Origin of the sequence: Paraburkholderia sp. 22099 (assembly GCF_052045835.1) — a bacterium.
GTDB classification, from domain to species: Bacteria; Pseudomonadota; Gammaproteobacteria; order Burkholderiales; family Burkholderiaceae; genus Paraburkholderia; species Paraburkholderia terricola.
In genome coordinates this window covers 58,408-81,565 of sequence record NZ_JBQEPU010000030.1, presented here as the reverse complement: position 1 = coordinate 81,565, position 23,158 = coordinate 58,408, and the positions used below count along the sequence as shown (strand labels likewise).

The following is a 23,158-nucleotide window of genomic DNA, read 5'->3' as shown; positions in this document are numbered from 1 at the left end:
GTACCGACAGCACCAACAAGGATCAATGATGAGCCGCTATTCGATATTCAGCCTGTTGCGCAACGGAATGTCGTATCACGAGAACTGGGAGCGACAGTGGAAGAGTCCGGAGCCCAGGCGTGAGTACGACGTCGTGATCGTCGGCGGCGGCGGGCACGGTCTCGCCACCGCCTATTACCTCGCGAAGGAGCACGGCGTGCGCAATATCGCCGTGCTGGAGAAGGGCTGGATCGGCGGCGGCAATACGGCGCGCAATACGACCATCGTGCGCTCGAATTATCTGTGGGACGAGTCGGCCGCGCTCTACGAGAAAGCAATGAAGCTGTGGGAAGGGCTCTCGCAGGACCTCAACTACAACGTGATGTTCAGCCAGCGCGGCGTGATGAATCTCGCCCACACGTTGCAGGACGTGCGCGACACCGAGCGCCGCGTGAATGCGAACCGGCTGAACGGCGTGGACGCGGAATTCCTCACGCCGGCGCAGATCAAGGAACTCGAACCGACCATCAATCTGAACAGCCGCTACCCGGTGCTCGGCGCGTCGATCCAGCGCCGCGGCGGCGTGGCCCGGCATGACGCGGTGGCGTGGGGTTTCGCGCGCGGCGCGGACCAGGCCGGCGTGGATATCGTGCAGAACTGCCAGGTCACGGGCATTCGCCGCGACGGCAGCCAGGTGACCGGCGTGGACACCACGAAGGGTTTCATCAAGGCGAAGAAGGTGGCGATCGTCGCGGCGGGCAATACGTCCACGCTCGCGGACATGGCCGGCGTGCGTTTGCCTTTGGAGAGCCATCCGTTGCAGGCGCTCGTGTCCGAGCCGATCAAGCCGGTGGTCAATACCGTGGTGATGTCGAACGCGGTGCACGCGTACATCAGCCAGTCCGACAAGGGCGATCTGGTGATCGGCGCGGGCGTCGATCAGTACACGGGCTTCGGCCAGCGCGGCAGTTTCCAGATCATCGAAGGCACGCTCGAGGCGATCGTCGAAATGTTCCCGGTGTTCTCGCGCGTGCGGATGAACCGTCAGTGGGGCGGCATCGTGGACGTGTCGCCGGATGCGTGCCCGATCATCAGCAAGACCGACGTGAAGGGGCTTTATTTCAATTGCGGCTGGGGTACGGGCGGCTTCAAGGCGACGCCGGGCTCCGGTTGGGCTTACGCGTACACCATCGCGAAGGACGAGCCGCATCCGCTGAACGCGCCGTTCTCGCTGGAGCGTTTCTATACCGGCCACCTGATCGACGAGCACGGCGCGGCCGCCGTGGCCCACTAATCGCACACGAGGAGAAAGGAACATGCTGCTGATCGAATGCCCGTGGTGCGGGCCACGCGCCGAAACCGAATTTTCCTGCGGCGGCGAGGCGGACATCGCCCGCCCGCTCGACACCGACAAACTCACCGATAAGGAATGGGGCGACTACCTGTTCATGCGCAAGAATCCGCGCGGCGTGCATCACGAGCAATGGCTGCACGCGCAAGGCTGCCGCCGCTGGTTCAAGGCGCAGCGCGACACCGTGAGCTACGAGATTCAAGGCTACGAGACGTTCGAGCGGCCGCTGCTCACGATGGGCGGCAACGAGGGTCAAGCAAACGAGGGTAAGGCATCATGAGCCAGAAAGACCGACTGCCGAGCGGCGGGCGCATCAACCGCGCGATCGTGTTGAGCTTCACGTTCAACGGCCGCAAGTATCAGGGCTATCAGGGCGACACGCTGGCTTCGGCCTTGCTCGCGAACGGCGTGCATTTCGTCGCGCGTAGCTGGAAATATCACCGGCCGCGCGGCATCGTGACGGCGGGCGTGGAAGAGCCGAATGCGATCGTGCAACTCGAAACCGGCGCCTACACCGTGCCGAATGCGCGCGCCACCGAGGTGGAGTTGTATCAGGGGCTCGTCGCCACCAGCGTGAACGCGAAGCCGAGCATCGAGAAAGACCGCATGGCGGTCAATCAGAAGATCGCGCGCTTCATTCCGGCGGGCTTCTACTACAAGACCTTCATGTGGCCGCGCAAGTTCTGGCCGAAGTACGAAGAAGTGATTCGCGACGCGGCCGGTCTCGGCAAGGCGCCCGAGCACACCGACGCCGACCGCTACGACAAGTGCTTTGCGCATTGCGACGTGCTGGTGGTCGGCGGCGGCCCGACCGGCCTCGCGGCCGCGCACGCGGCGGCGCTGTCCGGCGCGCGCGTGACCCTGGTCGACGATCAGCCGGAACTCGGCGGCTCGCTGCTGTCGTGCCGCACGGATATCGACGGCAAGCCCGCGTTGCAATGGGTGCATAAGATCGAGGACGAACTGCGGCAAATGCCCGACGTGAAAATCCTCTGCCGCAGCACCGCGTTCGGCTATCAGGATCACAATCTCGTCACGGTCACGCAGCGGCTCACCGAGCATCTGCCGGTGTCGCAACGCAAGGGCACGCGCGAACTGATGTGGAAGATCCGCGCGAAACGCGTGATTCTCGCGACCGGCGCGCATGAACGGCCGATCGTATTCGGCAACAACGATCTGCCGGGCGTGATGCTGGCTTCGGCCGTGTCCACGTATCTGCATCGCTATGCGGTGCTGCCGGGGCGCAACGCGGTGGTGTTCACCAACAACGACGACGGCTATCAATGCGCGCTCGACCTGAAGACGGCCGGCGCGCAGGTGACGGTGGTCGATCCGCGCGCGGGCGAGTCGAAGGGCACGCTGCCGGCGCTCGCGCGGCGCTATGGCGTGAAGGTGATGAACGGCGTGGCGATCACGGCGGCGCACGGCAAGCTGCGCGTCGACTCGGTGGAGGTCGCGTCGTATTCGAACGGCCAGGTCGGCGCGAAGCAGGGCGAGCTCGCTTGCGATCTGCTGGCGATGTCCGGCGGCTGGAGCCCGGTGCTGCATCTGTTCGCGCAGTCGGGCGGCAAGGCGCACTGGCATGACGAAAAAGCCTGCTTCGTGCCGGGCAAGGCGATGCAGCCGGAAACGAGCGTCGGCGCTTGCGCGGGCGACTTCACGCTGGGCCAAGGCATCCGTGTCGCGATGGATGCCGGCGTCGAGGCGGCGCGCGCCGCCGGTCATATCGTCGCGCGGCCGAATCCGGTGCAGGTCGCCGACATCGCGGAAGCGAAGATGCAGCCGCTGTGGCTCGTCGGCGGACGCGAACTCGCCACGCGTGGGCCGAAGCAGTTCGTCGATTTCCAGAACGACGTGTCGGCGGCCGATATTTTCCTCGCGGCGCGCGAGGGTTTCGAATCGGTCGAGCACGTGAAGCGCTACACGGCGATGGGCTTCGGCACCGATCAGGGCAAGCTCGGCAACATCAACGGCATGGCGATTCTCGCGCAGGCGCTCGGCAAGACGATTCCCGAGACCGGCACGACGACGTTCCGGCCCAACTACACGCCGGTCACGTTCGGCACGTTCGCGGGCCGCGAGTTGGGCGAGTTTCTCGATCCGGTGCGCAAGACGGCGGTGCACGAATGGCATGTGCAAAACGGCGCGGCGTTCGAGGACGTCGGCAACTGGAAGCGTCCCTGGTACTACCCGAAAGCCGGCGAGGACATGCACGCGGCGGTGGCGCGCGAGTCGCTCGCGGTGCGCACGAGCGTCGGCATTCTCGACGCCTCGACGCTCGGCAAGATCGACATTCAGGGTCCCGATTCGGCGAAGCTGCTGAACTGGGTCTATACGAATCCTTGGAGCAAGCTGGAAGTCGGCAAGTGCCGCTACGGCCTGATGCTCGACGAGAACGGCATGATCTTCGACGACGGCGTGACGGTGCGCCTCGCCGATCAGCATTACATGATGACCACCACGACGGGCGGCGCCGCGCGTGTGCTCACGTGGCTCGAACGCTGGCTGCAAACCGAATGGCCCGACATGCGCGTGCGGCTCGCGTCGGTCACGGACCACTGGGCCACCTTCGCGGTGGTCGGTCCGAACAGCCGCAAGGTCTTGCAGAAGGTGTGTCACGACATCGACTTCGCGAACGCCGCGTTCCCGTTCATGAGCTATCGCGAAGGCACGATCGCGGGCGCGGCGTCGCGCGTGATGCGGATCAGCTTCTCCGGCGAACTCGCTTATGAAGTGAACGTGCCGGCCAACGTCGGGCGCGCGGTGTGGGAAGCGCTGATGGCCGCGGGCGCGGAGTTCGACATCACGCCCTACGGCACGGAAACCATGCACGTGCTGCGCGCGGAGAAGGGCTACATCATCGTCGGCCAGGATACGGACGGCTCGATGACGCCCTACGATCTCGGCATGGGCGGGCTCGTCGCGAAGTCGAAGGACTTTCTCGGCAAGCGTTCGCTCACGCGCTCCGATACGGCGAAGACGGGGCGCAAGCAACTGGTGGGATTGCTCGCGGACGATCCGTCGTTCGTGATTCCCGAGGGCTCGCAGATCGTCGCCGGCCCATTCCAGGGCGACACCGCGCCGATGCTCGGCCACGTCACGTCGAGCTATTACAGCCCGATTCTGAAGCGCTCGATCGCGATGGCGGTCGTGAAGGGCGGTCTCGACAAGATCGGCGAAACCGTCACCATCCCGCTTTCCAGCGGCAGGCAGATTGCGGCCAAGGTCACCAGTTCGGTGTTCTACGACAGCGAAGGAGCACGTCAACATGTGGAATGAAACAGGAGGGACGGCGTCGGTGGTGGATCGCGCCGTCGGCAAGCAAACCGGCGTGTGGCAGGAGTCGCCGCTGGTCGGCACGGACGCGCTGCTGAAGAAGCATCAGGCCACGGCGTCCGCCGCGTTCCGGCTGAGCGAGCGGCCGTTTCTGGAACTGGTGGACGTGCGCGGCGATACGCGCGACGCGGCGTTTGTGCGTGCCGTGGAAAGCGTGCTCGGCTGCCGGCCGCCGGAGAAGGCGAACACGATGGCGCGCGGCAACGGCTACGACCTGTTGTGGCTCGGGCCGGACGAATGGCTGGCATGCTCGGCGACGGCGCACGACGCGTCGCGCACCGCGCCGCTGCAAGCGAAGCTCGGCGCCGCGTTTGCCGGCGTGTTTGCTTCGGCGGTGGATATCGGCAGCGGCTATACGGTGCTCGAAATCAGCGGCACGCGTGTGCGCGAGGTGCTCGCGCGGGGGTGCCCGCTCGACCTGCATCCCAAGCTGTTCGGTGAAGGACAGTGCGCGCAAAGCCACTATTTCAAGGCGTCGATGACGCTCCTGCCCACCGGGCCGGATAGTTTCGATCTCGTCGTGCGCCGCAGCTTCGCGGACTACTTCGTCAAGATCATGCTCGACGCCGCCGAGCCGCTGATGTCGTGAGACGCGGCGAGCGGTGCTCGCCCGCACCGCTCGCGGCTTGCCTCGCGATCGACCGCCATGACGTCGACACGTCTAGCTACCGCGCGCCTCACCGAGCGCGCGTTTCAACAGGGCGATGCGCACGCCGCGCTCGCGCTGCTCGAACAGAGCATCGAGTTGCGGCACCGGCGCATCGCGCTGATCCGCTATCTGCTCGCGCAGCAACTCGGCGCGCCGCTGCAGGCGCGACATCACGACTACGTCGAGAAAATCGCCGCGCGCCTGAGCGCGGATGCGCTCGCGCGCATTGCCGGCGCGGCGCGGGCGCGGCTGCGGGCGTAACGCTTTCGCATCGCGGTCGAGGAACGACGCCCCCGTTCCATTCCGATGACGCATTTCTTCTATGTGGCCGATTTATGTCGGCGTCTACTGAAAACACCGATCGGAACAGCCACGCGGCAGCCGCCGCATCAATGAGGGGATGACATGTCCACCGCTTTTCAGCCTCGCGCGAGCGCAGCCGCGCGACTCGAACGCCTGCCGTTTTCCGGTTATCACCGGACCATCTTCATCATCATCGCGATCGCGTTCTTCTTCGATTCCGTCGATCTCGGCACGATGACCTTCGTGCTCGGCTCGATCAAGACGGAGTTTCATCTGTCGACCGCGACGACGGGGTTAGTTGCGAGCGCGAGCTTCTTCGGCATGGTGGGCGGCGCGGCGATTGCCGGATTACTCGCGGATCGTTTCGGACGACGGCCCGTGTTTCAGTGGAGCATGGTGTTGTGGGGGCTGGCGTCATACCTCTGCTCGACCGCGCAGAGCGTCGAGGCGCTGATCTTTTATCGCGTGCTGCTCGGCTTCGGCATGGGCATGGAGTTTCCGATTGCGCAAACGCTGCTGTCGGAGTTCGTGCCGGCTGCGTCGCGCGGACGTTTGATCGCGCTGATGGACGGCTTCTGGCCGCTCGGCTTCATCACGGCGGGCGTGGTGTCGTATTTCGTGTTGTCGACGCTAGGGTGGCGCACCGAGTTCGCGCTGCTCGCGATTCCGGCGGTATTCGTGCTGGTCGTGCGCCGCGTGGTGCCGGAATCGCCGCGCTGGCTCGAACATCGCGGACGCATCGCCGAGGCGGACAAAGTGCTCGCGCAGATCGAAGTGAAAGTGATGAAGGCGGCGGGGCTGAGCCAGTTGCGCGCGCCCGTGATGCTCGCGGAGCCGGCGGTAGTGAAGGGGACGGGCGCGTTCCGCGAGATCTGGAGCATCGCCTACCGGCGCCGCACGATCATGGTGTGGACGCTGTGGTTCTTCGCGTTGCTCGGGTTCTACGGGCTGACCTCGTGGCTCGGTGCGTTGATGCAGCAGGCCGGTTTCGCGGTGACGAAATCGGTGTTGTACACGGTGCTGATTTCGCTCGGCGGGATTCCGGGCTTTATTTGCGCGGCGTGGCTGGTCGAGCGGTGGGGACGCAAGCCGACCTGTATTGCTTCGCTCGCGGGCAGCGCGGTGATGGCGTATGTCTATGGACAGACCGCGTTGCATGCGCAAGCGCCGGCGCTGCTGATCTGCGCCGGGCTCGCGATGCAATTCTTTCTGTTCGCGATGTGGGCGGTGCTTTATACCTATACGCCGGAGCTTTACGGCACGGGGGCGCGCGCTACCGGTTCGGGGTTTGCGTCCGCGATTGGGCGGGTGGGTTCGTTGATCGGGCCGTATGTGGTCGGCGTCGTGCTGCCGGTGTTCGGGCAAGGCGGCGTGTTTTCGCTCGGTGCGATGTGTTTTGTGATCGCGGCCGCGGCGGTGTGGGTACTGGGGATCGAGACGCGTGGGTTGGCGTTGGAGACGCTGGTGTCGGAAGCGGTGGAGACGGACGGGCAGGGGGTGTTGAGTCCGGTGCGGGAGTGAGGGTTGCAGGAGGCGGGTGTTAAAAAGGCCGCGACGTTGTCGCGGCCTTGGGGCTTTCTGGAATCGCCGGGTGGTTAGACTTTGTAAGGCACTCGAATGCCGGGTTCGTTCGCAGGAAAGTCCTTGACATTGCGCGATACCAGCAGCAGGGAATTCACCTGCGCCGACGCCCAAACAATCGCGTCGGGCAGACGGATGCGCTTCTGCTTGCGAATCTCAACCGCACGGTTTGCAATTGTGCTGTCCAGCGCAATCACGTCGAACGAGCCAAGCCATCCGCGAATCGAGGCTTCGTCTTCCGGGGTTGCCCCAACAAGGACTTCCATCCATGTGATGATGCTGATCGCTCGATACTCATAGCGCGCAAGCTCTTTCTTCGCTCCGCCGACGCCGCCGAGATAGTCGATCAGGATGTTTGTGTCGAAAAGAGCTTTTACCATTCCGAGCGCAATTCTCGCTGGTACTCAAGGCCATCGACTTTTCTGTTTTTCCACAGTCCGAAAACGTCATTTCCCAGCACGCGCTTATGCTGGGCGATATACGCCTCGATTGCGTCGCGAATAACCGCGGCGCGAGGGCGTTGCTCCGACTCTACGAGCAACGCCAGTTCTTCAACCTGCGAATCGGGCAGATCAATCAGAATCCGGCTCATTAATGCCTCCCTTTCGATATATACACATCATATATCAACCAGCGAGCTTTTGCAGAGTCCTGCGTCACCGGGTTCCCGTCAAACCGCCACCCCCTCCCGTTTCCGCGCCACCACCCCATTCGCCACGAAATACGGCGTCTCCACCCGCGCCAACGCTTCACGCCCGCGAATCCGGTCCGCAATCTTCTCCGCGAGCATGATGGTCGGCGCGTTCAGATTGCCGGTGGTGATTTGCGGCATGATCGACGCATCGACCACGCGCAGCGCTTCAATGCCATGCACGCGTCCCTCGCTGTCGACCACGGCCATGTCGTCGTAACCCATCTTGCACGAACACGACGGATGAAACGCGGTTTCCGCACGCATCCGCACGAAGGCGTCGAGCTGTTCGTCGGTCGTCAAATCGGCGCCCGGATTCAGTTCACGGCCGCGATAACGGTCGAGCGCCGGTTGCCGCATGATCTCGCGCGTGATGCGAATGCCGTCGCGGAACTCGCGCCAGTCGAGCGGATCGGCCATGTAGTTGAACAGGATGCCTGGATGCGCGGCCGGATCGCGTGACGTGAGCTTCACACGGCCACGGCTCGGCGAGCGCATCGAACCGACGTGCGCCTGGAAGCCGTGCATCCTGATCGCATTCGAACCGTTGTAGTTGATCGCCACCGGCAGAAAGTGATACTGGATGTTCGGCCACAAGTCGTCGTCGCGAGTGCGGATGAAGCCGCCCGCCTCGAACTGGTTGCTCGCGCCGATGCCCGTGCCGTTGAGCATCCATTCGAGTCCGATCGCCGGCTGATTCCACCACTGCAGCGCGGGATACAGCGACACCGGTTCCTTGCATTCGTACTGGATATACATCTCCAGATGGTCCTGCAGATTTTCGCCGACACCCGGCAGATCATGCACGAGCGGAACATCGAGTTCGCGCAGCCACGTGGAGCGGCCCACGCCCGAGCGCTGCAGTAATTGCGGCGACGCAATCGCGCCGCTGCACACCAGCACTTCTCGGCGCGCATGCGCATTCACCGCGTTCCCGTGATGCAGATACGCGACGCCGACCGCGCGCTTGCCCGAGAACAACACGCGATCGGTCATGGCATGCGTGACGATCGTCAGATTCGGCCGGGCCTTCGCGCGATCCAGATAGCCGCGCGCCGTGCTCGCACGCCGGCCATTCGCGGTGACGGTGCGATCCATCGGCCCGAAGCCTTCCTGCTGATAGCCGTTCAGATCGTCGGTGCGCGGAAAGCCCGCTTGCACGCCGGCCTCGACCATCGCGGCGAACAGAGGATTATTGCCCGGCTTGCTCGTGGTCACATGCACGGGACCGTCGCCGCCGTGATACGCGTTCGCGCCGACATCGCGCGTTTCGGCCTTGCGGAAGTAGGGCAGGCAATCCAGATAGGTCCAGTTTTCCAGACCGGGACGCGTGGCCCAACCGTCGTAATCGAGCGCATTGCCGCGTATGTAGCACATGCCGTTGATCAGCGACGACCCGCCGAGCCCCTTGCCGCGGCCGCATTCCATGCGACGGTTGTTCATGTGCGGCTCGGGGTCGGTCTCATACGCCCAGTTGTAGCGCCGCCCTTGCAGCGGATACGCGAGCGCGGCGGGCATCTGCGTGCGAAAGTCGAAACGGTAATCGGGGCCGCCTGCTTCGAGCAGCAGCACGGTCGCGTCCGCGTCCTCGGTCAGGCGCGAGGCGAGCACGTTGCCCGCCGAACCCGCACCGACGATGATGTAGTCGTATTCGTTCGAAGCCATCTCCGCCACTCCTCAGAACACCGGTTGATACGGGCCGAGTTCGACCTGCACGGACTTGATGCGCGTGTAGTGCTCGAGCGTGGTGATGCCGTTCTCGCGGCCGACGCCCGATTGCTTGTAGCCACCCACCGGCATTTCCGCGGGCGACTCGCCCCACGTGTTGATCCAGCAGATGCCGGCTTCCAGTTGATGAATCACGCGATGCGCGCGGGACAGGTTCTCCGTCACCACGCCGGCGGCGAGACCGTAAGCGGTCTTGTTCGCGCGCGCGATTGCTTCGTCCTCTTCGTCGAACGCGAGGATGCTCATCACCGGGCCGAAGATTTCCTCGCGCACGATGCGCATGTCGTCATGGCAGCCGGTAAACACCGTGGGCTCGACGTATTGGCCGTTGCCGAAATGGCCTTCGGAAATGCGCTTGCCGCCCGCCATCAATCGCGCGCCTTCCTGTACGCCGCTCTCGATGTAGCCGAGCACTTTCTGCAACTGGGCGGCGCTCACGAGTGGGCCGAAGTTGGTGTCAGCGTGGGTGGGCGCGCCCACGCGAATGCGTTTCACGCGTTCCAGCACGAGCGCTTCGAACTGTTCGAGCACGCCGCGTTGCACGAAAACCCGCGTGCCGTTGGTGCAAACCTGGCCGGAACTGAAGAAGTTGGCGCTCATCGCGATGTCGGCGGCGCGTTCGAGATTGGCGTCGTCGAACACGAGCAGCGGCGACTTGCCGCCGAGTTCCATCGTCACTTCCTTCAGCGACGATGCGCCCGCCAGCGACATCACCTTCTTGCCGGTTTCGACGCCGCCCGTGAACGAAATCTTCTCGATGTCGGGATGCGCGGCTAGCATCGCGCCCACGCGTCCGTCGCCTTGCACGACGTTGAATACGCCCGCCGGCACGCCGGCTTCGGTGTAAATCTCAGCGAGCTTCAGCGCCGACAGCGGCGTGATTTCGCTCGGCTTGAAGATCATCGCATTGCCGGCCGCCAGCGCGGGCGCCGACTTCCAGCACGCGATCTGGATCGGGTAATTCCATGCGCCGATGCCCGCGCATACGCCGAGCGGTTCGCGCCGCGTATAAACGAACGACGACGGGCGCAACGGAATCTGTTGTCCTTCGATCGCGGTGGCAAGGCCGGCGTAATACTCGATGACGTCCGCGCCGGTCACGATATCGACCGCCAGCGTCTCGGCAATCGGCTTGCCGGTGTCGCGCGTTTCGAGCGCGGCGAGCTCGTCGTTGCGCTCGCGCAGAAGCTCGACCGCGCGGCGCAGAATGCGCGAGCGCTGCATCGCCGTGAGCGCGGCCCATTCACGCTGACCGTCGCGCGCGGATCGCACCGCGCGATCGACGTCGGCCGCCGTTGCCTGCTGCACCGTGGCGAGCGTTTCGCCGGTGGCGGGGTCGAACGTGTCGAAGGTTTCTCCGCCGGTTGCGTCGACGTGGGCGCCGCCGATATAAAGACGTTGCGTTGCGAATACCGCCATGACTTGCTCCTTTAAAAATGTCGCCGGCCTAGCTGCGTGCCTGCAAAACCAGATCGATGTATTCGTTCGCGAGGCGCAGCGCCGCCTTCGTATCGAACGGTTCGCCCGACAACGCGCCGCGCAGCCATAAGCCGTCGATCAACGCCGCCAGGCCGCTTGCCGCGCGCCGTGCCGCCGCGCGCGGCAGCGCCTGCGAAAAATCCGCGTACAGGTTCGAATTCAGGCGCCGTGTGTTCACGTATTGCAGCCGCCGCAATTGCGGCTTGTGCATGCTTTCGGACCAGAACGCGAGCCACGTTTTCATGACCGGACCGCTGGTCTGCTCGGCGTCGAAATTCGCGGCCACCACCGCGCGCAGTTTCGAGCGCGGATCGGCTTTCGCCGCGCGGCGCCGGCGCGACGTGGCTTGCCACAGATCGCGCAGCACATGGCGCATGGTGGCTTCGAGCAAGCCGTCCTTGTCGCCGAAATAGTGGCTGACGATGCCGGTGGAAGTACTCGCGCGCTGCGCGACCGAGGCGAGCGTCGCGCCCGCGAGACCGGTCTGGTCGATGGTGAGCAAGGTCGCGTCGATCAGTTGAGCGCGGCGGACTTCGCGCATTCCAAGTTTGGGCATGGTGCTGTTGGGGCGGGCTTCAGATGGCCAAGGGCGGCTAAACCCGGTCGCCGGCCGTGGATTCGATGGGCCATGTTAGGTTTTTTATATTGAACGGTCAATCAATAAAAACCGGGTTGCATCAGCGTGGACGGCGGTTGCGCCGCGCGTGTCGGTTTCGGCCAAACCCATGTCGCGTTCAGTACATGTCCGTGGCTCAGCGGGCGCTACGCTCGTTGAACGGCGTGTTGCAGACGGTCTCGCACGCCGCTCACAAGACATGGAGACAGACAATGAGCAGCAATCGCGGCGTCGTGTATCTGGGGCAGGGCAAGGTGGAAGTGCAGTCGATCGACTATCCGAAGATGGTCGATCCACGTGGCCGAGCGATCGGCCACGGCGTGATCCTCAAGGTGGTGAGCACGAATATTTGCGGCTCCGACCAGCATATGGTGCGCGGCCGGACCACCGCCGAGGTCGGCCTCGTGCTCGGCCACGAGATTACCGGCGAGGTGATCGAAATCGGCCGCGACGTCGAGACGCTGAGCATCGGCGATCTCGTTTCCGTGCCCTTCAACGTCGCCTGCGGACGCTGCCCGACCTGCAAGGCGCAGCACACCGGCGTGTGCCTGAACGTGAATCCGTCGCGCGCGGGCGGCGCTTATGGCTACGTCGACATGGGCGGCTGGATCGGCGGCCAGGCCGAATACGTGATGGTGCCGTACGCCGACTTCAATCTGCTGAAATTCCCCGACCGCGCGCAGGCGATGTCGAAAATCCGCGACCTCACGTGCCTTTCCGACATTCTGCCGACCGGCTATCACGGCGCGGTGATGGCGGGCGTGAAGCCCGGCGCCACCGTTTATATCGCGGGCGCGGGGCCGGTGGGCATGGCGGCGGCCGCGTCGGCGCGCCTGCTGGGCGCGGCCTGCACGATCGTCGGCGACATGAACGAGGCGCGCCTCGCGCATGCGCGCAAGATGGGCTTCGAGACGATCGACCTGTCCAAAGACGCCACGCTCGGCGAACAGATCGAACAGATTCTCGGCAAGCCGGAGGTGGACTGCGCGGTGGACTGCGTCGGCTTCGAGGCGCACGGCCACGGCAGCAGCGGCTCGCATGAGGAAGCGCCGGCCACGGTGCTCAATTCGTTGATGGAAATCACGCGGGCCGCGGGCGCGATCGGCATTCCGGGCCTGTACGTCACGGACGATCCGGGCGCCGCCGACGCCGCCGCGCGCAAGGGCAGCCTGAGCATCCGCTTCGGTCTCGGCTGGGCCAAGTCGCACTCGTTCCATACCGGGCAAACGCCGGTGATGAAGTACAACCACAATCTGATGCAGGCGATCTTGTGGGACCGCTTGCCGATCGCGGATATCGTCAACGTGACCGTGGTGTCGCTCGATCAGGCGCCCGATGGTTACCGGCAGTTCGACGGCGGCGCGCCGCGCAAGTTTGTGATCGACCCGCATGGGTTGTTGAAAGCGGCGTAAAGCAGCATCAGGCAACATAAAGCGGGCTGGCGGGATCGCATCGTTCGCGGTACCGCTCGTCCAATTGCCGTGCGCAATCGCAGGCAATCGCAGACGGTATCAAGGCCGGCGCGTCCGTGCATGCAATGCCGGGAAATTGACGCGCGCGGATGCTTTCGCTGCGTCGCACTCATCCGTCGCTCTCTCCGAGCGCCAAGCACGCCACCTCTCACCAGCCCGACCTGTGCCCACGCGCCAGAATGTCGGGCGATCAACCGCTCACCTCTGCTATCCTTTCGCCGCGTGTCGCGCCGGACGGTCGCTCGCGCGCGACCTGTTCGGTTCAAAGCGCGCTATTCGTCAGCCACAGCGCAACGAAAAAAATCCCGCTTCTGCCACGAGAGCATTGATGAGCAACACACGTTGGACCGTGATTTTTCTCTGCTTTCTGGCCAATCTGGTGAACTACGTCGACCGCGCGAATCTTGCGGTCGCCGCGCCGCAGATTCAGCGCGCGCTAGGCCTAGGCCCGACTGAAATGGGCCTGGTATTGAGCGGGTTCTTCTGGACCTACGCGCTCATGCAGATGCCGTTCGGCTGGTTCGTCGACCGCGTCGGCGCGCGCATCGCACTGCCTCTCGCCGTGGGCTGGTGGTCGCTGTTCACCATGCTGACGGCAGTGCCGACCGGCATCGCGGGAATGTTCGGCTGCCGGTTGATGCTCGGCGCCGGTGAAGCCGGTGCGTATCCGTCTTGCGTGAAGCTCGTGTCGCAATGGTTCGAGCCCCGGCAACGCGCTTTCGCCACCGCCATTTACGACAGCGGCTCCCGAGTCGGCTCCGCGCTTTCGATTCCGGTCGTCGCGTTGATCATCGGTTCTTTCGGCTGGAAGGCCGCCTTTGTCATCACGGGCGCGTTGGGCTTCGTGTGGGTCGTCGGCTGGTTGCTGATTTATCGCGATCCTTCACGCGCACGTCGCGCCGGCGCGGTCGATTCGTCTGTGCAATCGGGAGCCGCCAAGCGTAGGAAAATCACCTGGCGTTCGCTGTTCACCCATCGCACGCTGTGGGGAATGATGCTCGGCTTCTTCTGCCTGAACTTCGTGATTTACTTTTTTATCACGTGGTTTCCGAGCTATCTGGTCCAGACGCACCGCTTCTCGCTGAAGTCGCTCGGCACGCTCGGCATGATTCCCGCGCTCGTCGCGATCCCTTCCGGTTGGCTGGGCGGCTTCGTGTCCGATTCACTGGTCCGGCGCGGCTGGAGCCTGACGGCCGCGCGCAAATCCTGCATGGTCGGCGGAATGCTGCTCTCGTCGGTCATTACGCTGTCCGCCTTTACGACGAACATCTATCTGGTGCTCGCGTTCTTCAGCGTCGCCTATGGCAGTCTCGCGTTCGCCGCGGCCAGTGTGCTGTCGCTGCCCAACGACGTCGCGCCGACGCCGGATCACGTTGCATCGATCGGCGGAATCCAGAACTTCGCGTCGAATCTCGCGGGGATCGTCATTACGACATTCACCGGTTTCATGGTCGCGTTGACGAACGGTTCGTTCAAGGTGCCACTGTGTGTGGCCGGCGGCTCCTGCCTGCTGGGTGCGCTTAGCTATCTCGTGATCGTCGGCAGAATCGAGCCGCTTACCGTTGGCGATACCGCCGATACCGCTGATGCCGCTGATCCCGTCGCGGCGCCCGGCGTCGGCTCGGAAATGTGAACCCGACCTGAACGCCTGAAGAATCAGGCCGCCATCACAGGCACTACCGCAAGCGAAGGCGCCTGCTTGCGACGCTCGCGCGTCGGCGCGGTGCCGAACGCGTCGCGATAGCTCTTCGAGAAGTGGCAAGCCGACTGGAAGCCGCAAGCCATCGTGATATGCATGATCGACATGTCGGTTTGCAGCAGCAGTTCGCGGGCGCGCCGCAACCGCAGCGTCAGATAGTAATGCGTCGGCGTCATCCCGAGGTGCTCGCGAAAGAGCCGCTGCAATTGCCGCTGCGACATGCCGGCGAGGCGCGCGAGTTCCTCGCGCGAAAGCGGCTCTTCAATGTTGTTCTCCATCAGCGAGATCACTTCGAAGAGCGACTTGTTGGCCGAACCTAGCCGCGCGACCAGCGGCATTTTCTGTTGCGCGCTGGTGTCGCGCACATGTTCGACGATGAACTGCTCGGCGATCTGCGTGACGCGCGCCGTGCCCACACGCGGCGCGATCAGGTTCAGCATCATGTCGAGCGGCGCCACGCCGCCCGTGCAGGTGACCCGATCGCGGTCGATCACGAACAGTTCTTTCAGAAAGCGCGTGTCGGGAAACTCCTCCTTGAGCGCCGACATGTTCTCCCAGTGAATCGCACAGGCATAACCGGCCAGCAAGCCGGCGCGCGCGAGCGCATAAGTGCCGGTGCACAGGCTGCCGAGCACGCTGCCCATGCGGGCAAAGCGGCGCAACGCGGAAAGATGGGCGGGCGTGGTGGCGCGCTGCACGTCGATGCCGCCGATCACGAACACGATATCGGGCTGGCCGACGCATTCCACCGGCCCCGTATCGACCGAGAGGCCGTTGCTCGCCGTGACCGGTCCGCCTTCGGGACTCACGATCGACCAGCGATAAAGCGTCTGTCCGCTCAGGTAGTTCGCCATGCGCAGGACTTCGATCGCGTTGGTGAAAGCGATCATCGTGAAGTTCGGAACCGGCATGAATGCGAAATGCGACAACGATGCCGTGCGGTCGGTGGCCATGGGAGGAATGATTCCTTCGAATCTATAGTGTCGCGTCGCCGTGGGGAGCGGCGACTCCTGCAATTTTGCGTATTTGTGCAACTACCATGCCATCAGGCTAAACCCTCAGTTGCCGCCGGTTAAGGTTGGACAGCCCGACAGGGGGCACCACAACGGAGCCGCGAGCCTGTTTTTCGCACCTGAACCGCGCGCGGCGATCGGTTGCAGTGCAGCACGAAGGCCGGCTCTGCGTCTGATGATTGGGCTGGGAAGATCGGCGGCGAAAGCGCGTCAGCGCCGACTTGTGAAAAAAGGACGGGCATGGCGGAAAAGGCAAAGAACACGTCTGAATTCATAAATTGGCGCGCGGGGCGAACGTCAAGAATAGACGCAATGCAGACCGGCGGCGGCAGGGCTCAAACGATCCACTGAGCGGCGCTTTCCGGCCTTTCCGTCAACGACTTCACGGACCCTTCCATGTCGAACCCGAATCCCTTCTTCGAAGAATCGCTGGCCACGCGCGATGCCGCGGTGCGCGGCGCTGTTTTGAAAGAGCTCGAGCGCCAGCAGTCGCAAGTCGAGTTGATCGCGTCGGAAAACATCGTGTCGCGCGCGGTGCTCGAAGCGCAAGGCTCGGTGCTGACCAACAAGTATGCGGAAGGCTATCCGGGCAAGCGTTACTACGGCGGTTGCGAATACGTGGACGTGATCGAGACGCTCGCGCTCGATCGCATCAAGCAACTCTTCAACGCGAAATTCGCCAACGTGCAGCCGCATTCCGGCGCGCAGGCCAATGGCGCGGTGATGCTCGCGCTGGTGAAGCCGGGCGACACGGTGCTCGGCATGTCGCTCGACGCGGGCGGCCACCTCACGCACGGCGCGAAGCCGGCAATGTCGGGCAAGTGGTTCAACGCGGTGCAGTATGGCGTCAATCGCGACACGATGCTGATCGATTACGAGCAGATCGAGGAACTCGCGCAGCAGCACAAACCCGCTCTGTTGATCGCCGGCTTCTCGGCTTATCCGCGCGCGCTCGATTTCGCACGGCTGCGCGCGATTGCCGATGGCGTGGGCGCGAAGCTGATGGTGGACATGGCGCACATTGCCGGCGTGATCGCGGCGGGGCGTCACCAGAATCCGGTCGACCATGCGCACGTGGTCACCTCGACCACGCACAAGACGTTGCGCGGCCCGCGCGGCGGCTTTGTCCTGACGAATGACGAAGACATCGCCAAGAAGATCAACTCCGCGGTGTTCCCCGGCTTGCAAGGCGGCCCGCTGATGCACGTGATCGCGGGCAAGGCGGTGGCGTTCGGCGAGGCGCTGCGACCCGGCTTCAAGACCTATATCGACAACGTGCTCGCCAATGCGCAGGCGCTCGGGGAAGTGCTGAAGGCGGGCGGCGTCGATCTGGTGACGGGCGGCACCGACAACCATCTGCTGCTGGTCGATCTGCGCCCGAAGGGTCTCAAGGGCAACCAGGTCGAGCAGGCCCTGGAGCGCGCCGGCATTACCTGCAACAAGAACGGCATTCCGTTCGACACCGAGAAGCCGACGGTCACTTCCGGCATTCGCCTCGGCACGCCGGCGGGCACGACGCGCGGCTTCGGCGTGAGCGAATTCCGCGAGATAGGGCGGCTGATCGTCGAGGTGCTCGACGCGCTGCGCGACCACCCCGAAGGCGACGCCGCCACCGAACAACGCGTGCGCCGCGAGATTTTCGCGCTGTGCGAACGCTTCCCCATCTACTGAGAACGCCTGGAGCACACGATGAGCACTCTGCACGACAACAGCATCATCATCGACGGTCTGAACATTTCGAAGTTCGAGCGCTCGGTGTTCGAGGACATGCGCAAGGGCGGCGTGACCGCGGTGAACTGCACGGTCTCGGTTTGGGAAAGTTTCCAGAAGACGGTCGACAACATCGCCGAGATGAAGCAGCAGATCCGCGAATACGGCGAGATGCTGACGCTGGTGCGTACCACCGACGACATCTTCCGCGCGAAGAAAGAGAACAAGACGGGCATCATTTTCGGCTTCCAGAACGCGCACGCGTTCGAGGACAACCTCGGCTATATCGAAGCCTTCAAGGATCTCGGCGTGAACGTGGTGCAGCTTTGCTACAACACGCAAAACCTGGTGGGCACCGGCTGCTATGAACGCGACGGCGGTCTGTCCGGCTATGGCCGCGAAGTGATTCAGGAGATGAACCGCGTCGGCATCATGGTCGATCTTTCGCACGTGGGCGGCAAGACGTCCTCGGAAGCGATCGCGGCTTCGAACAAGCCGGTGTGCTACTCGCATTGCTGCCCGTCGGGATTGAAAGAACATCCGCGCAACAAGAGCGACGAGCAACTGAAAGAGATTGCCGATGCGGGCGGCTTCGTCGGCGTGACGATGTTCGCTCCGTTCCTGAAGCGCGGCGCGGATGCGACCGTCGAAGACTATATCGAGGCAATCGAGTACGTGGTGAATCTGATCGGCGAAGACCAGGTCGGCATCGGCACGGATTTCACGCAAGGCTACAGCACCGAGTTCTTCGACTGGATCACGCACGACAAGGGCCGCTATCGCCAACTCACCAACTTCGGGAAGGTCGTGAATCCGGAGGGCATTCGCACGATCGGCGAGTTTCCGAACCTCACGGCCGCGATGGAGCGCGCCGGTTGGAGCGAGACGCGCATCAGGAAGATCATGGGTGAAAACTGGGTGCGGGTGTTCGGTGAAGTCTGGACAGTCTGAGCGCCACTCGACGAACCTCACGCTATAAAAAACGGAGTCTCCACATGCAACCCCAACTGCCTATCGACGTCGACCCGAACACCGGCGTCTGGACCACCGACGCGCTGCCGATGCTGTACGTGCCGCGTCATTTCTTCACGAATAATCACACCGCCGTCGAGGAAGCGCTGGGCCGCGACACGTACGCCGAGATTCTCTACAAGGCCGGCTACAAGTCCGCTTATTTCTGGTGCGACAAGGAAGCGAAACAGCACGGCATTTCCGGCATGGCGGTGTTCGAGCATTACCTGAACCGCCTGTCGCAACGCGGCTGGGGCATCTTCAGGATCACCGAATCCGATCCGTCGAGCTCGCGTGCGCGCATCGAATTGCATCATTCGTCGTTCGTGCTCGCGCAGCCGGGCAAGGAAGGCAAGCTTTGCTACATGTTCGCCGGCTGGTTCGCGGGCGCGATGGATTGGGTCAACGACACCGCGCCGGATGCCGCGCGCAAGGGCCCGCCTTCGTATTCGCGGGAAGCGCAATGCGCGGCTGAAGGCCACGATCATTGCGTATTCGAAGTGTCGCCGCTCGCTTCGTAACACGCCTGAGCCTATCCATTCCGAGGTTGATCGCGATGCGTTACCCGAACCTTTTCAAGCCTCTCACGCTGAACCAGTTGACCTTGCGCAACCGCATCGTCAGCACCGCGCACGCGGAGGTCTATGCGGAACCGGGCGGCTTGCCCGGCGACCGTTATATCCGTTACTACGAGGAGAAGGCGAAGGGCGGTGTCGGCCTCGCCGTCTGCGGCGGTTCGAGCCCGGTGTCGATCGACAGCCCGCAGGGCTGGTGGAAGTCGGTGAATCTGTCCACCGACAAGATCATCGATCCGCTCGCGCGGCTCGCCGAGGCGATGCATCGGCATGGCGCGAAGATCATGATTCAGGCCACGCACATGGGCCGCCGTTCGGCGTTTCATGGCGAGCATTGGCCGCATCTGATGTCGCCTTCCGGCGTGCGCGAGCCGGTGCACCGCGGCAACGCGAAGATCATCGAAGTGGAGGAGATTCGCCGCATCATCAGCGATTTCGCGGCGGCCGCGAAGCGCGTGAAAGATGCCGGCATGGACGGCGTCGAAATCTCGGCGGCGCACCAGCACCTGATCGACCAGTTCTGGAGCCCGCGCACGAATTTCCGCACTGACGAATGGGGCGGCTCGCTCGAAAACCGTCTGCGTTTCGGCACTGAAGTATTGAAGGCGGTGCGCGAAGCGGTGGGCGCGGATTTCTGCATCGGTTTGCGCATGTGCGGCGACGAGTTTCATGAGGACGGGCTCGATCATGAGCAGTTGAAGGAAATCGCCCAGGCCATGAGCGAAACGGGCCTGATCGACTACCTCGGCGTGATCGGCTCGGGCGCGGACACGCACAATACGCTCGCGAACTGCATGCCGCCGATGGCGCTGCCGCCCGAACCGTTCGTGCATCTCGCGGCCGGCATCAAGTCGGTGGTGAAGGTGCCGGTCATGCACGCGCAAAGCATTCGCGACGCGGGGCAGGCGGAACGTCTGCTGGCGGGCGGCATGGTCGATCTGGTCGGCATGACGCGCGCGCAGATCGCCGATCCGCACATGGTCATCAAGATCCGCGATGGCCGCGAGGACGAAATCAAGCAGTGCGTCGGCGCGAATTATTGCATCGACCGTCAGTACAACGGGCTCGACGTGCTGTGCGTGCAGAACGCCGCGACCTCGCGCGAAGCAACCATGCCGCACGTGATCGCGAAGACGCGCGGGCCGAAGCGCAAGGTCATCGTGGTCGGCGCGGGTCCGGCGGGACTGGAAGCGGCGCGCGTCGCGAAGTCGCGCGGTCATGACGTGGTGCTGTTCGAGAAGAACGACTACGTGGGCGGCCAGATCATGCTGGCCGCGAAAGCGCCGCAGCGCGAACAGATGGCGGGCATCGTGCGCTGGTTCGATATGGAGACGAAGCGCCTCGGCGTCGATCGTCGGCTCGGCGTTGCCGCCGACGAGAAAACCATCATGGCCGAGCAACCGGACATCGTCGTGCTGGCGACGGGCGGCTCGTCGTTCACGTCGCAAGTGGCGGCATGGGGCGTCGAGGAAGGTCTTGCCGTAAGTTCGTGGGACGTGCTGTCGGGCAAGGTCGAACCGGGCAAGAACGTGCTCGTCTATGACGGCGTGAGCACGCACGCCGGCGCGGGCGTCGCCGATTTCATGTCGAGCCGCGGCTCGAACGTCGAGATCGTGACGCCGGACGTGAAGGTGGCCGACGACGTGGGCGGCACCACGTTCCCGATTTTCTATCGCCGGCTCTATGCGCAAGGCGTGATTCATACGCCGAATTACTGGCTCGACAAGGTCTACGAGGAAGACGGCAAGAAGATCGCCGTGATCCGCAACGAGTACACGGAAGAGCAGGAGGAACGCGCGGTCGATCAGGTGGTGATCGAGAACGGCAGCACGCCCAATGACCAGCTTTACTGGACGCTCAAGCCCGAGTCGGTCAATCGCGGCCAGGTGGACGTGCACAAGCTGTTCGCCTCGGAGCCGCAACCGTCCTTGAGCGAAGAACTCGGCAACGGCCGCTTCCTGCTGTTCCGCGTCGGCGACTGCATTTCCATGCACAACATTCACGGCGCGATCTACGACGCGCTGCGTCTTTGCAAGGATTTCTGACGATGAGCCCCGTGTTTGTCATCACCGTCCTGCTGTGGCTGTCGGTGGCCGGCCTCGCGTTCGCGCTCGCCAAACGCGCCGCTTACTGGCGCGAAGGCCGCGCCACGGCGGCGGGCGCCTACGGCTGGGCGAATCTGCTGTCGATTCCCAAGCGCTACTTCGTCGATCTGCACCATGTGGTCGCGCGCGATCCGTACATCGCCAGGACGCACGTCGCCACGGCGGGCGGCGCGATCCTCGCGATGGCGCTGGTGTTCGTCAACTACGGGCTGGCGATTTACTCCGTGTGGCTCGACCGGCTGATTTTCCTCGCCGCGCTCGTGATGCTGGTGGGCGCGGTATTCGTCTGGCGTCGCCGGCATGGCGCGAAGGCGGTGCCGGCGCGGCTTTCGCGCGGGCCCTGGGATCATCTGCCGCTGCTGCTCGGTTCGTTCGCGCTCGGCCTCGTGCTGTTCGTCGCGCTGCCGGCTTCGGCGATGTCGGGTGCGCTGGCGATCGTCGTCGCGTTGCTGATCGCGGCGGGCGCGTTCACGATGACGTTCGGCGCGGCGCGCGGCGGCCCGATGAAGCATGCGCTCGCCGGTCTGCTGCATCTCGCGTTTCATCCGCGCCAGGAGCGTTTCGCCGAGCGCAACGATAGCGACGTGGTGCCGCCGACCGCGCTAAAGGCGCCGCTGCTCGACGCAAAGGAATACGGCGTCGGCAAGCCGGTCGAGTTTCGCTGGAACCAGTTGCTGAGTTTCGACGCGTGCGTGCAGTGCGGCAAGTGCGAGGCGGCGTGTCCCGCGTTCGCCGCCGGCCAGCCGCTCAATCCGAAGAAGCTGATTCAGGACCTGGTGACGGGCATGGTGGGCGGCACGGACGCCAACTATGCAGGCAGTCCCACGCCCGGCATTCCGCTCGGCAAGCATGCCGGCGCGCCCGGCAAGCCGCTGATTTCCAGCCTGATCGAAGCGGATACGCTGTGGTCGTGCACGACTTGCCGCGCCTGCGTGCAGGAGTGCCCGATGCTGATCGAGCACGTCGACGCGATCGTGGACATGCGGCGCAATCAGACCCTGGTCGAAGGCAACGTGCCGGGCAAGGGGCCGATCACGCTCGCCAATCTGCGCGAGACGGGCAGCGCGAACGGTTACGACATCGGCGCGCGCTACGACTGGGCGGTCGATTTGCAAGTGCAGGTCGCGCAACCGGGGCGTCACGTAGAGGTCTTGCTGATCGCCGGCGAAGGCGCGTTCGACATGCGTTATCAGCGCACGCTGCGCGCGCTGGTCAAGGTGTTGAATCGCGCGGGCATCGACTACGCGGTGCTCGGCGGCGTGGAAACCGATACCGGCGACACGGCCCGGCGTCTCGGCGACGAAGCCACCTTCCAGCAACTCGCGCGGCAGTTGATCGGCACGCTTTCGCAGTACTCGTTCGGCAAGATCGTCACCGCCGACCCGCACGTGCTGCACAGCCTGCGCAACGAATATCGCGCGCTCGGCGGCTTCTACGAAGTGCAGCATCACACGGCGCTGATCGACGAGCTGGTGGCGAGCGGCAAGCTGTCGCCGCGCGCGGTGGCCGCGTTGGCGGAGCGCAAGATCACCTATCACGATCCGTGCTACCTGGGCCGCTATAACGGCGAGACCGAAGCGCCGCGCCGCTTGCTGAAGAGCATCGGCATCAAGGTCGTGGAGATGGAGCGCAACGGCATGCGCGGGCGTTGCTGCGGTGGCGGCGGCGGTGCGCCGTTGACCGACATTCCCGGCAAGCGCCGCATTCCCGACATTCGCATCGACGACGCCCGCACGGTCGGCGCGGAAATCGTCGCGGTGGGTTGCCCGAATTGCACGGCGATGCTCGAAGGCGTGGTGGGGCCGCGTCCTGAAGTACTCGACGTTGCCGAACTGGTTGCAGCGGCGCTGGAGTAACGCG

Annotated in this window: 19 protein-coding genes; 13 read left to right on the top strand and 6 right to left on the bottom strand. The window is 64.1% G+C overall.

Annotated elements, in window-relative coordinates; genetic code table 11:
* The first annotated feature begins 28 nt into the window (after positions 1 to 28).
* From ACTJLC_RS24895 to ACTJLC_RS24870, 6 genes are all read left to right on the top strand, one after another.
* Positions 29 to 1,273, top strand: coding sequence for a sarcosine oxidase subunit beta family protein (locus tag ACTJLC_RS24895; protein ID WP_114164745.1), 1,245 nt, complete (start codon positions 29 to 31; stop codon positions 1,271 to 1,273).
* Between the two features lie 22 nt (positions 1,274 to 1,295).
* Positions 1,296 to 1,610, top strand: a complete 315-nt coding sequence (locus ACTJLC_RS24890) for a sarcosine oxidase subunit delta (RefSeq protein ID WP_073431128.1) — start codon at positions 1,296 to 1,298, stop codon at positions 1,608 to 1,610.
* On the top strand, positions 1,607 to 4,609 hold the full coding sequence (locus ACTJLC_RS24885; RefSeq protein ID WP_114164620.1) for a sarcosine oxidase subunit alpha family protein: 3,003 nt from the start codon (positions 1,607 to 1,609) through the stop codon (positions 4,607 to 4,609). The genes ACTJLC_RS24890 and ACTJLC_RS24885 overlap by 4 nt, the downstream gene beginning before the upstream one ends.
* The gene (locus ACTJLC_RS24880) at positions 4,599 to 5,255 is read left to right on the top strand and encodes a sarcosine oxidase subunit gamma (RefSeq protein ID WP_310317697.1); all 657 of its coding nucleotides are present in this window, start codon (positions 4,599 to 4,601) and stop codon (positions 5,253 to 5,255) included. Before ACTJLC_RS24885 ends, ACTJLC_RS24880 begins: the two co-directional genes overlap by 11 nt.
* Before the next feature lie 57 nt (positions 5,256 to 5,312).
* Positions 5,313 to 5,576: a hypothetical protein gene (locus tag ACTJLC_RS24875; protein WP_073431125.1), complete on the top strand. Its 264-nt coding sequence runs from the start codon at positions 5,313 to 5,315 to the stop codon at positions 5,574 to 5,576.
* Positions 5,577 to 5,720: 144 nt separating this feature from the next.
* Complete coding sequence (locus ACTJLC_RS24870; protein WP_310134140.1) at positions 5,721 to 7,139, top strand: MFS transporter; 1,419 nt, start codon at positions 5,721 to 5,723, stop codon at positions 7,137 to 7,139.
* Between the two features lie 74 nt (positions 7,140 to 7,213).
* Here ACTJLC_RS24870 and ACTJLC_RS24865 read toward each other — a convergent pair whose 3' ends face one another.
* From ACTJLC_RS24865 to betI, 5 genes are all read right to left on the bottom strand, one after another.
* Positions 7,214 to 7,579 (bottom strand): type II toxin-antitoxin system VapC family toxin, encoded by a 366-nt coding sequence (locus ACTJLC_RS24865; RefSeq protein ID WP_310134137.1) that lies wholly within the window; start codon positions 7,577 to 7,579, stop codon positions 7,214 to 7,216.
* Positions 7,573 to 7,791: a ribbon-helix-helix protein, CopG family gene (locus tag ACTJLC_RS24860; RefSeq protein ID WP_073431122.1), complete on the bottom strand. Its 219-nt coding sequence runs from the start codon at positions 7,789 to 7,791 to the stop codon at positions 7,573 to 7,575. The genes ACTJLC_RS24865 and ACTJLC_RS24860 overlap by 7 nt, the downstream gene beginning before the upstream one ends.
* A gap of 78 nt (positions 7,792 to 7,869) precedes the next feature.
* Positions 7,870 to 9,555, bottom strand: a complete 1,686-nt coding sequence (gene betA / locus ACTJLC_RS24855) for a choline dehydrogenase (protein ID WP_310134133.1) — start codon at positions 9,553 to 9,555, stop codon at positions 7,870 to 7,872.
* A gap of 12 nt (positions 9,556 to 9,567) precedes the next feature.
* Entirely contained in the window at positions 9,568 to 11,037 is a 1,470-nt protein-coding gene (gene betB, locus ACTJLC_RS24850) for a betaine-aldehyde dehydrogenase (protein WP_310134130.1), read from the bottom strand.
* A gap of 28 nt (positions 11,038 to 11,065) precedes the next feature.
* Complete coding sequence (betI, locus tag ACTJLC_RS24845) at positions 11,066 to 11,653, bottom strand: transcriptional regulator BetI (protein ID WP_073431119.1); 588 nt, start codon at positions 11,651 to 11,653, stop codon at positions 11,066 to 11,068.
* A gap of 272 nt (positions 11,654 to 11,925) precedes the next feature.
* Here betI and fdhA point away from each other — a divergent pair, with 272 nt between their 5' ends.
* Both fdhA and ACTJLC_RS24835 read left to right on the top strand, forming a co-directional pair.
* Positions 11,926 to 13,125, top strand: a complete 1,200-nt coding sequence (fdhA, locus tag ACTJLC_RS24840; protein WP_073431118.1) for a formaldehyde dehydrogenase, glutathione-independent — start codon at positions 11,926 to 11,928, stop codon at positions 13,123 to 13,125.
* A 388-nt stretch (positions 13,126 to 13,513) separates the two neighbouring features.
* The gene (locus tag ACTJLC_RS24835; RefSeq protein WP_310134126.1) at positions 13,514 to 14,818 is read left to right on the top strand and encodes an MFS transporter; all 1,305 of its coding nucleotides are present in this window, start codon (positions 13,514 to 13,516) and stop codon (positions 14,816 to 14,818) included.
* A 23-nt stretch (positions 14,819 to 14,841) separates the two neighbouring features.
* Here ACTJLC_RS24835 and ACTJLC_RS24830 read toward each other — a convergent pair whose 3' ends face one another.
* Positions 14,842 to 15,837, bottom strand: coding sequence for a GlxA family transcriptional regulator (locus tag ACTJLC_RS24830; protein WP_154873612.1), 996 nt, complete (start codon positions 15,835 to 15,837; stop codon positions 14,842 to 14,844).
* A gap of 456 nt (positions 15,838 to 16,293) precedes the next feature.
* Between ACTJLC_RS24830 and ACTJLC_RS24825 the strand changes: the two genes are divergently transcribed.
* From ACTJLC_RS24825 to ACTJLC_RS24805, 5 genes are read left to right on the top strand one after another with little or no spacing between them, the layout of a single operon-like run.
* Positions 16,294 to 17,568, top strand: coding sequence for a serine hydroxymethyltransferase (locus ACTJLC_RS24825; RefSeq protein WP_154873613.1), 1,275 nt, complete (start codon positions 16,294 to 16,296; stop codon positions 17,566 to 17,568).
* An 18-nt stretch (positions 17,569 to 17,586) separates the two neighbouring features.
* Positions 17,587 to 18,558 carry a dipeptidase gene (locus ACTJLC_RS24820; protein WP_154873614.1) on the top strand — a complete coding sequence of 324 codons (972 nt, stop codon included), beginning with the start codon at positions 17,587 to 17,589 and terminating at the stop codon, positions 18,556 to 18,558.
* A gap of 44 nt (positions 18,559 to 18,602) precedes the next feature.
* Entirely contained in the window at positions 18,603 to 19,139 is a 537-nt protein-coding gene (locus ACTJLC_RS24815) for a DUF5943 domain-containing protein (RefSeq protein WP_073431113.1), read from the top strand.
* Between the two features lie 35 nt (positions 19,140 to 19,174).
* Positions 19,175 to 21,238 carry an NADH:flavin oxidoreductase gene (locus ACTJLC_RS24810; RefSeq protein ID WP_310134119.1) on the top strand — a complete coding sequence of 688 codons (2,064 nt, stop codon included), beginning with the start codon at positions 19,175 to 19,177 and terminating at the stop codon, positions 21,236 to 21,238.
* A gap of 2 nt (positions 21,239 to 21,240) precedes the next feature.
* Positions 21,241 to 23,154, top strand: coding sequence for a (Fe-S)-binding protein (locus ACTJLC_RS24805; protein ID WP_310134115.1), 1,914 nt, complete (start codon positions 21,241 to 21,243; stop codon positions 23,152 to 23,154).
* Positions 23,155 to 23,158: the final 4 nt, after the last annotated feature.